This is a genomic window from Citrobacter sp. VF227 (assembly GCF_052950715.1).
This window is the reverse complement of the sequence record NZ_JBRFVF010000753.1, coordinates 1-255: the sequence shown is the minus strand read 5'-3', so window position 1 is coordinate 255 and position 255 is coordinate 1. Positions and strand designations below refer to the sequence as shown.

The 255-nt window shown below is 60.0% G+C and carries 1 protein-coding gene; it reads left to right on the top strand.

Translation table 11 applies throughout. The features are described 5' to 3' along the window. A partial coding sequence (locus ACU8YC_RS28835) for a hypothetical protein (RefSeq protein WP_446896490.1) occupies positions 1–255 on the top strand: 255 nt, incomplete at both ends.

The following is a 255-nucleotide window of genomic DNA, read 5'->3' as shown; positions in this document are numbered from 1 at the left end:
CTACACCCTGGGGGGCGGTGAGACCGCCGCCTCCGTTGCAAAAAAATTCCACCTGACCCTTGACCAGCTGCGCGAAATCAATCAGTTGCGCACCTTCGCACACGGCCTGAACGGTCTGCGGGCCGGGGATGACGTGGACGTGCCGCTGATGACGGCAAGGGATAAAAAAACAGTATCAGGTACATCCACTGCATCCCCCTCCACTGACGGCACATCCGTTCCCCTGCCGGAGGGCGATGAGCAGGTGCAGAAGAT